Raw genomic sequence first — 6,870 nt, 5'->3', positions numbered from 1 at the left:
CCTGATGACCATAGCAAGTCGGTCCCACCCCTTCCCATCCCGAACAGGACCGTGAAACGACTTTGCGCCGATGATAGTGCTGCAACCAGTGTGAAAGTAGGTTATCGTCAGGCTAGTTATAAAGCAAAGCCCGCTCAGTATCGACTGAGCGGGCTTTTTGCTTTTCTGCGTTCGAACGAACAAACATGAAAAAGGCGGGGCCGGGGCCCCGCCGGTCGCCCTGTCGGGGCGGTTTTAGACGCCCCAGAGGATGTCGGTATGCTGGTCGCGGGCAGAGCGCAGCATTTCCAGCAGCGGGAAGGCGCGCGTCGAGAAGCTCACGACTTCGATCGGCTCATGCTCGTTGTCCTCGGTTTCGCCATGGTGGGCCTGCACGTCGCGTTCGACCTGTTCCGACACCTGGTGTTTGCGGCTTTCTTCGATTTCGCCCTCGAGCAGCGCGACAGCGCGCGGCGCTTCTTCCGCGGTGATGACGCCGCGTTCCGTATCCTTGTGCAGCAGGTCCAGGATACGTTTTGCATGTTCCTGGTACATCAGGACATCAGGATAGGATTTACATTTAAAAGTAATCAACATAGCTCTGCCCACTGATTTGTTAGTGATTAAACGATAACACGTCTTGGAAATGCTTTCATCCCGCGCACGCACTCACGGACGTGGCCGACGAAAGAGCCAGGAAACGCCCAGCGTCGCCAGTGCACTGAGCGCCGCGAAGGATGCGCCGACGATGCTCCGATCGGATGGGCCGGTCGCGATCGACGCCAGGAACCAGGCCAGGGCGCCCCAGGACAGGCTGTTGAACATCCCGAGGATCGCGCTCAGGAAGTCGCCCTTCCCACGCGCCACATAATCGCTGCGCAGACCCGGCCGGCCGCACCAGTGCACGATCAAGGCAGCCGCGCACACCGCGCCGAGCACGGCCCCGGCCGCGCCCAGTCCGGCGAGCGGCGCGCGTACGATCAGCCACGTCACTGGCGCCAGCACCAGGAACAGGCAGGGCGACACCGCCGCCGCCAGCTTGGCGTTGCGCACCGTTCCCTGCGGTGCGGGCGAGAGGCGCAACAAGTCGGGCGCGTCTTCCGCCGACACGATAATCCAGGCCAGGGACGCCGTCAGTGAACTGCATAGCAGCGTCAGCCCGGCCGCGAGGGCGGGCAACTGCAGCTCGCTGCGTTTGAAGATGATGAAGAACAGCGGCAGCAGATAGATCAGCTGGAGCGCGACATGCGAGATGAGCTGCGGATCGCGCAGGATCAGGCGCCATTCCTTGAGCAGCATCGTCATGAACAGGCCGCGGCCAAAGCGCAAACGCAGGCCGCCCGCGGGCCGGCGCGCCGCGCGACTGGACGACGCGGCCTGCTGCAGGCCATGGACGAAGAACCGGTGTGTCCGCGCCGCGGTAAACAAGAAGGCTGCCGCCGCCACGGCCACGACGCCCAGCACCGGTAGTGGCTCGCCCAACAACGCACGGCCCGGCAACCATACCGGACTCCCGGCACCCAGCCCGCCGTCCTCGGCGAAGGCACGCGCAAACGCGGCCGCCGCGCGCGTCTCCATCGAGCGCGAAAGATGGGCGAACAGCTGGGACAGGATGAAGATCAGCGCACCGGCCAGGGCGCCGATCACCTGCGCGACGACGCGCGTGCGCTGCGCGCCAATGAGCCGCACCAGCCCGAGCGTCAGCAGCATGGCGGCGCAGGCGACGACTGTCGCGGCCCCCAGCAGGACCGGATAGACGGCGAGCCAGCCGACGTGGCCCAGCAGTGCGCCCGCGTGGGCGAAAGGCGCCAGAAAGAACAGGTAGAGGGCGGCCGTACCCGCGGCAACCGTGGCGAGGCGTACGGTGAAGATGCTGTGCGAGGGCAGGGGCGAGGACAGCAGCAGGTCGAGGTCGCCCCGTTCGAACAGCACCAGCACGCTCGACTTCAGGGCGCTGGAGAGCATGAAAGTCATGCTGCCGTACAGCAGTGCGCTCACGGCAACCAGTACCTGCGGGTCGCGCGGATCGATGCCGGCCGTGCGCGACACGACGAAAAAGGCGATCGCGTGCAGCGCCAGCCAGGCCAGCCCGATGAGCGCCAGCCCGGCCAGTCCGGGGCGCCGTTGCGACTTCTCCGATTTGGCGGATCCCGCGCTGAACCACCAGAGACGCAACTCGTGCCGGAACAGCCAAGGGATGCTACCCGGCGCTGCGCTCATGGCTGTGCGGTCAGCTGCAGGAACACATCCTCGAGGCTACCGCCGCTGGTGCGCTCGCGCAACTCGGCCAGCGTGCCTTCGGCGATCAGGCGGCCGTCGCGGATGATCCCGATGCGCTGCGCCAGCCGCTCCGCCACTTCGAGGATGTGGGTGGTGAGGATGACGGTGCCGCCCTTGGCCACGTGCGAGAGCAGCAGGTCCTTGACCTGGCGCGCGGCCGCCGCGTCGAGTCCGGTCAGCGGCTCGTCGAGGATGAGTAGTTCCGGTTCGTGGATCAGCGCGCCGGCCAGCGCCAGTTTCTGCTTCATCCCGCGCGAAAAGCCTTCGGTCAGCTCATGCGCGTGCGGGCTCAGGTCGAGCCAGTCGAGCAGCTCGCGTGCGCGCGGCTCGGCATCGCGCGCCGCCACGCCCCACAAGCCGGCCACGAACTCGAGGTATTCGGTGGGCTTGAGCTTCCCGTACAACATGGGGTCGTCGGGCAGGTAGGCCAGCTTGCGCTTGGCATCGAGCGGGGCCTGCGCCAGGTCGATGCCGAGCACCTCGATGCGGCCGGCATCGGGCGCCACCAGCCCGGTCACCATGCGCAGCGTCGTGGTCTTGCCGGCGCCGTTGGGGCCAAGCAGCGCGTACAGCTCGCCGCGGCGCACCTCCAGGTCCAGCCCGTCGACCGCCGGACGGCCGAAGGACTTCGACAGGCCGCTCGTGCGCAGGGCAGGGGAGGCCGTCATTGCGGCTTGAACGAGGACAGGAACTGCTCGGTTTGCTCGGGCGGCATGGCCCCCGGCTTGCCCAGCACGACCACCTGGTACACGCGCGTGCCTTTCGCAAGGAAGCGCCCGACCAGGCGCACCGGGCCGCCGTTGCCCTTGCCGACCGCGTCGACGTCGAGTGTCGCGCCGGCGGGCGCCGTGCCGCTTTCGTTCTTTCCCCCCGCATCGCCGGCCCCGATATTGCGCAGCAGGGCCTGGCGCATCGCGGGCAGGGTGGCCTGGGCCAGGGCCGCATCCGGCGCCACCGCGGTGCCGACGGCGAAGGTGCTGCCTTCCACCTCGGCGGCCGTCATCGTCATGTCGACCTGGATGCCGCCCAGGTCGATGGCGCGGGTGTGGGTCGCCGGCTTGGCGGGGAACAGCACCTTGAAGGCGCCGTCGGCGCTGGTGTAGTCGCGCCAGTTATACGTGGGCGAGCAACCCGCGAGCAGGAGCGCGGACAGCGAAACAAGGAAGCGTTGTTTGATGTGCATGCCACGATGGTAACAGGAGGCGTAGCCTGCGGATACTCCCTGGCTTCAGTGTTCCCTGAGCGCGCGCCGGTACTGGATCGCCTCCGCGACATGCTCGGCCGCCACGTCCTGCGCGCCGCCCAGGTCCGCCACGGTGCGCGCCACCTTGAGCACGCGGTGGTAGGCGCGCGCCGACCAGTGCAGCTGCTGCATCGCGCCGCGCAGCAGGCGCTCGCCGGCCGCGTCCGGGCGGCAGTAGCGCTCGATCTCGCGCGGCGCCAGGCCCTGGTTCGGCTTGCCCTGGCGCGCCAGTTGCCGCGCATGCGCCTGGGCGACACGTGCGGCGATCGCGGCGCTGCTCTCGCCATCTGCCTGGGCGCCGATGTGCTCGGCCGGCATGGCCGCCACTGCCAGCTGGATGTCGATACGGTCGAGCAGGGGGCCGGAGACGCGGTCCTGGTAACGCTGCGCGCTTTCTGGCGTGCAGCGGCATTTGCCGGACGCGTGCCCGAGCCAGCCGCAGGGGCAGGGGTTCATCGCCGCCACCAGTTGGAAGCGCGCCGGGAAGTCGGCCTGGCGGGCCGCGCGCGAGATCGTGATCTGGCCCGACTCGAGCGGCTCGCGCAGCACTTCCAGCACGCGGCGGTCGAACTCGGGCAATTCGTCGAGGAACAGCACGCCGTGGTGGGCCAGCGAGACCTCGCCGGGACGCGGCGGGCTGCCGCCGCCTACCAGCGCGACGCTCGATGCGCTGTGATGCGGGCTGCGAAACGGCCGCCGGCCCCAGCGCTGCGGCGAGAAGCTGCCGGCGATCGACTGCACCGCGGCCGAGGCCAGCGCTTCGTCTTCGCTCATCGGCGGCAGCAGGCCGGGAAAGCGCGAGGCCAGCATGCTTTTCCCCGCGCCCGGCGGCCCGATCAACAGGACCGAATGCGTGCCCGCGGCCGCCACTTCCAGGGCACGTTTGGCGCTCTGCTGGCCCTTCACTTCCGCGAAATCCGGATACTCGACCGACGCTAGCGGCGCCTGGGACTGGTGGCGCGCCAGCCGGGCAGCGCCGGCCCCGCGCACGAAGTGGGCGCACACCTCGAGCAGGGTGCGCGCCGGGTAGATCGCGGCATCGCTCACCAGCGCGGCCTCGTCGGCATTCGCCAGCGGCAGGATGAAGGCGCGCGCCTGTCCCGCGCTGTCGCGCCGCATGGCGAAGCTCATCGCCAGCGCGCCGCGGATGGGCCGCAGTTCGCCGGACAGCGACAGCTCGCCGGCGAACTCGTAGCGCGCCAGTGCCTCGACCGGAATCTGCTGCGACGCCGCCAGGATGCCGAGCGCGATCGCCAGGTCGAAGCGGCCGGACTCCTTGGGCAGGTCGGCCGGCGCCAGGTTGACGGTGATGCGGCGCGGGGGAATGGTAAAGCCCGAGTTCTGCAGCGCCGCGCGGACGCGGTCCTTGGCTTCGCGCACCTCGGCATCGGGAAGGCCGACAATGGTGAAGGCGGGCAGGCCGTTGGCCAGGTGGACTTCGACGCTGACGGCGGGAGCGTCCATGCCGGCGAGGGCGCGGCTTCGTAGCACGGCGAGACTCATGGGTTTCCTGGCAAGGTGGGACTTGCAGGATGGTGGCACCGCTGCGCAGGCGCCTCGTTGAGCGCACCCAAGCGTGCGCTCATCCAATACCGGCGCTTCAGACGTCGCGCAGGGTCACGACCGGCATGGTCAGTACGCGCTTGTCCTTGAAGAAAGAGATATCGAACAGGGCGGCCGCGCCGACCACCTCTTTGCCGATCTGGCGCAGCAGGGACGCCGCCGCTTCGATGGTGCCGCCGGTGGCCAGCACGTCATCCACGATCAGCACGCGCTGGCCCTTGATGCGTTCGGGCTGGATTTCGATGGTCGCGCTACCGTATTCGCGCTGGTAATCGATGCTGATCGACTTGCCGGGCAATTTACCAGCCTTGCGCGCCATGGCGAAGCCGACCTTGTGCTCGAGGGCAAGCGCACCGGCGATCATGAATCCGCGCGCATCCATGGACAGAATGAAGTCGAAGTGCAGGTCGTCAGTCCGCGCGTGCAGGGTGTCAATGGCGAGACGCCAATGTTCCGGGTTATCGAAAATGCAGCCGACGTCGATGAAATTGACGCCCGGTTCCGGGTAGTCCTGGAAGAATTCCAGTGGAACATCGTTGAAGTTGTTCATGTGAGGTGCTGGTGTGGGTGGGGCGAATGGGCTCGCATGCCAGGATTATCGCCGGTCTGGGGCGAAGCGGCGCGAACGCGTTCGCAATGGCCTGCCACGATCATGGCGCGAATGCTTATGCAGCCTGGATCAAGGTCGCCTTCTCGTTGTTCAGCAATGACAAAAAAACGTCATTCATTCCTGATTTCCCGTCGCTGGTCGCAAAAAGTCTGACATTGCTTTCAGCTATCTGTACATTATCTATACGGCAATATTTGCCTTGCCTCGTACCGCAGGCGTCAAGGCAGCGAACCATTCAACGGAACCCGGAGACCCAGCAGATGCTATCGATCAAGCAGCTCAACAAGACCTATGCCAATGGCGTCAAGGCCATCAACGATGTCAGCCTCGACATCCCCAACGGGATGTTCGGGCTGCTGGGGCCGAACGGCGCCGGCAAGTCCTCGCTGATGCGCACCATCGCCACGCTGCAGGATCCCGATAGCGGAAGCATCCATTTCCACGGCCTCGACGTCCTGAAGGACAAGGAAGGGCTGCGCCGCCAGCTCGGCTACCTGCCCCAGGACTTCGGCGTCTACCAGAAGGTCAGTGCCGAACGGCTGCTGAACCACTTCGCCGTCCTCAAGGGATTGACCGGCAAGGGCGAGCGCAAGGAAGCCGTCGAGGCGCTGCTACAGCAGACCAACCTCTGGGAAGCGCGCAAGCGCGCACTCGGCACCTATTCGGGCGGCATGCGCCAGCGCTTCGGCATCGCCCAGGCGCTGCTCGGCGCCCCGCGCCTGGTGATCGTCGACGAGCCCACCGCCGGCCTCGATCCGGATGAACGCAACCGCTTCCTGAACCTGCTGGCCAAGATCGGCGAGCAGGTGGTCGTCATCCTGTCCACCCACATCGTCGAGGACGTCACCGACCTGTGCCCGCGCATGGCCATGATCGCCAAGGGAACGGTGCTGCTGCAGGGCGAACCGCAGGCCGCCATCGACACCCTCCGGAACCACGTCTGGCGCCGCACCGTCAGCCAGGACGAGCTGGCGCTCTACCAGGAGCGTTTCAACGTGCTCTCCACCCGCCTGGTGGGCGGCCGCCCTCAGATCAACGTCTTCGCCGAGTCCCAGCCCGACGATGGCTTCGTCAGCGTCGAGCCGGACCTCGAAGACGTGTACTTCCTGCAGATCCGCAATGCCGGCCGCGCGGCGCCCGCCGCCAGCGCGGCATCGCCGGCAGCCGTGGCCGCACCCACCGTCGCGGCGTAAGG

At 67.3% G+C, this 6,870-nt stretch carries 7 protein-coding genes and 1 rRNA gene; 2 read left to right on the top strand and 6 right to left on the bottom strand.

From position 1 onward, the window contains the following. Positions 1-113, top strand: a 5S ribosomal RNA gene (rrf, locus tag ACK4S9_RS17785). Between the two features lie 121 nt (positions 114-234). Here rrf and ACK4S9_RS17780 read toward each other — a convergent pair. The 6 genes from ACK4S9_RS17780 to ACK4S9_RS17755 all read right to left on the bottom strand — a co-directional run bounded on the left by ACK4S9_RS17780 (position 235) and on the right by ACK4S9_RS17755 (position 5,615). Next, the gene (locus ACK4S9_RS17780) at positions 235-576 is read right to left on the bottom strand and encodes a DUF1840 domain-containing protein (RefSeq protein WP_409728365.1); all 342 of its coding nucleotides are present in this window, start codon (positions 574-576) and stop codon (positions 235-237) included. Positions 577-648: 72 nt separating this feature from the next. Beyond that, positions 649-2,199, bottom strand: a complete 1,551-nt coding sequence (locus tag ACK4S9_RS17775; RefSeq protein ID WP_409728362.1) for a putative ABC transporter permease subunit — start codon at positions 2,197-2,199, stop codon at positions 649-651. Then, positions 2,196-2,927: an ABC transporter ATP-binding protein gene (locus ACK4S9_RS17770; RefSeq protein ID WP_409728359.1), complete on the bottom strand. Its 732-nt coding sequence runs from the start codon at positions 2,925-2,927 to the stop codon at positions 2,196-2,198. The genes ACK4S9_RS17775 and ACK4S9_RS17770 overlap by 4 nt, the downstream gene beginning before the upstream one ends. After that, positions 2,924-3,442, bottom strand: coding sequence for a hypothetical protein (locus ACK4S9_RS17765; protein WP_409728356.1), 519 nt, complete (start codon positions 3,440-3,442; stop codon positions 2,924-2,926). The genes ACK4S9_RS17770 and ACK4S9_RS17765 overlap by 4 nt, the downstream gene beginning before the upstream one ends. A gap of 45 nt (positions 3,443-3,487) precedes the next feature. Further along, positions 3,488-5,005 carry a YifB family Mg chelatase-like AAA ATPase gene (locus tag ACK4S9_RS17760; RefSeq protein ID WP_409728353.1) on the bottom strand — a complete coding sequence of 506 codons (1,518 nt, stop codon included), beginning with the start codon at positions 5,003-5,005 and terminating at the stop codon, positions 3,488-3,490. Positions 5,006-5,102: 97 nt separating this feature from the next. Continuing rightward, a complete protein-coding gene (locus ACK4S9_RS17755; protein WP_409728350.1) occupies positions 5,103-5,615 on the bottom strand; it encodes an adenine phosphoribosyltransferase in 513 nt (170 codons plus the stop codon). A gap of 320 nt (positions 5,616-5,935) precedes the next feature. Here ACK4S9_RS17755 and ACK4S9_RS17750 point away from each other — a divergent pair, with 320 nt between their 5' ends. After that, positions 5,936-6,868 (top strand): ABC transporter ATP-binding protein, encoded by a 933-nt coding sequence (locus ACK4S9_RS17750; RefSeq protein ID WP_409728347.1) that lies wholly within the window; start codon positions 5,936-5,938, stop codon positions 6,866-6,868. Positions 6,869-6,870 lie beyond the last annotated feature (2 nt).

Origin of the sequence: Massilia sp., from assembly GCF_046293535.1 — a bacterium.
Taxonomy (GTDB): domain Bacteria; phylum Pseudomonadota; class Gammaproteobacteria; order Burkholderiales; family Burkholderiaceae_D; genus Telluria.
This window is presented reverse-complemented; position numbering and strand designations above follow the sequence as displayed.

Excerpts from the sequence above, each read along its gene's own strand:
- ACK4S9_RS17780 (WP_409728365.1), bottom strand. The coding sequence starts at position 576 with ATGTTGATTACTTTTAAATGTAAATCCTATCCTGATGTCCTGATGTAC.
- ACK4S9_RS17775 (WP_409728362.1), bottom strand. The coding sequence starts at position 2,199 with ATGAGCGCAGCGCCGGGTAGCATCCCTTGGCTGTTCCGGCACGAGTTG.
- ACK4S9_RS17770 (WP_409728359.1), bottom strand. The coding sequence starts at position 2,927 with ATGACGGCCTCCCCTGCCCTGCGCACGAGCGGCCTGTCGAAGTCCTTC.
- ACK4S9_RS17765 (WP_409728356.1), bottom strand. The coding sequence starts at position 3,442 with ATGCACATCAAACAACGCTTCCTTGTTTCGCTGTCCGCGCTCCTGCTC.
- ACK4S9_RS17760 (WP_409728353.1), bottom strand. The coding sequence starts at position 5,005 with ATGAGTCTCGCCGTGCTACGAAGCCGCGCCCTCGCCGGCATGGACGCT.
- ACK4S9_RS17755 (WP_409728350.1), bottom strand. The coding sequence starts at position 5,615 with ATGAACAACTTCAACGATGTTCCACTGGAATTCTTCCAGGACTACCCG.
- ACK4S9_RS17750 (WP_409728347.1), top strand. The coding sequence starts at position 5,936 with ATGCTATCGATCAAGCAGCTCAACAAGACCTATGCCAATGGCGTCAAG.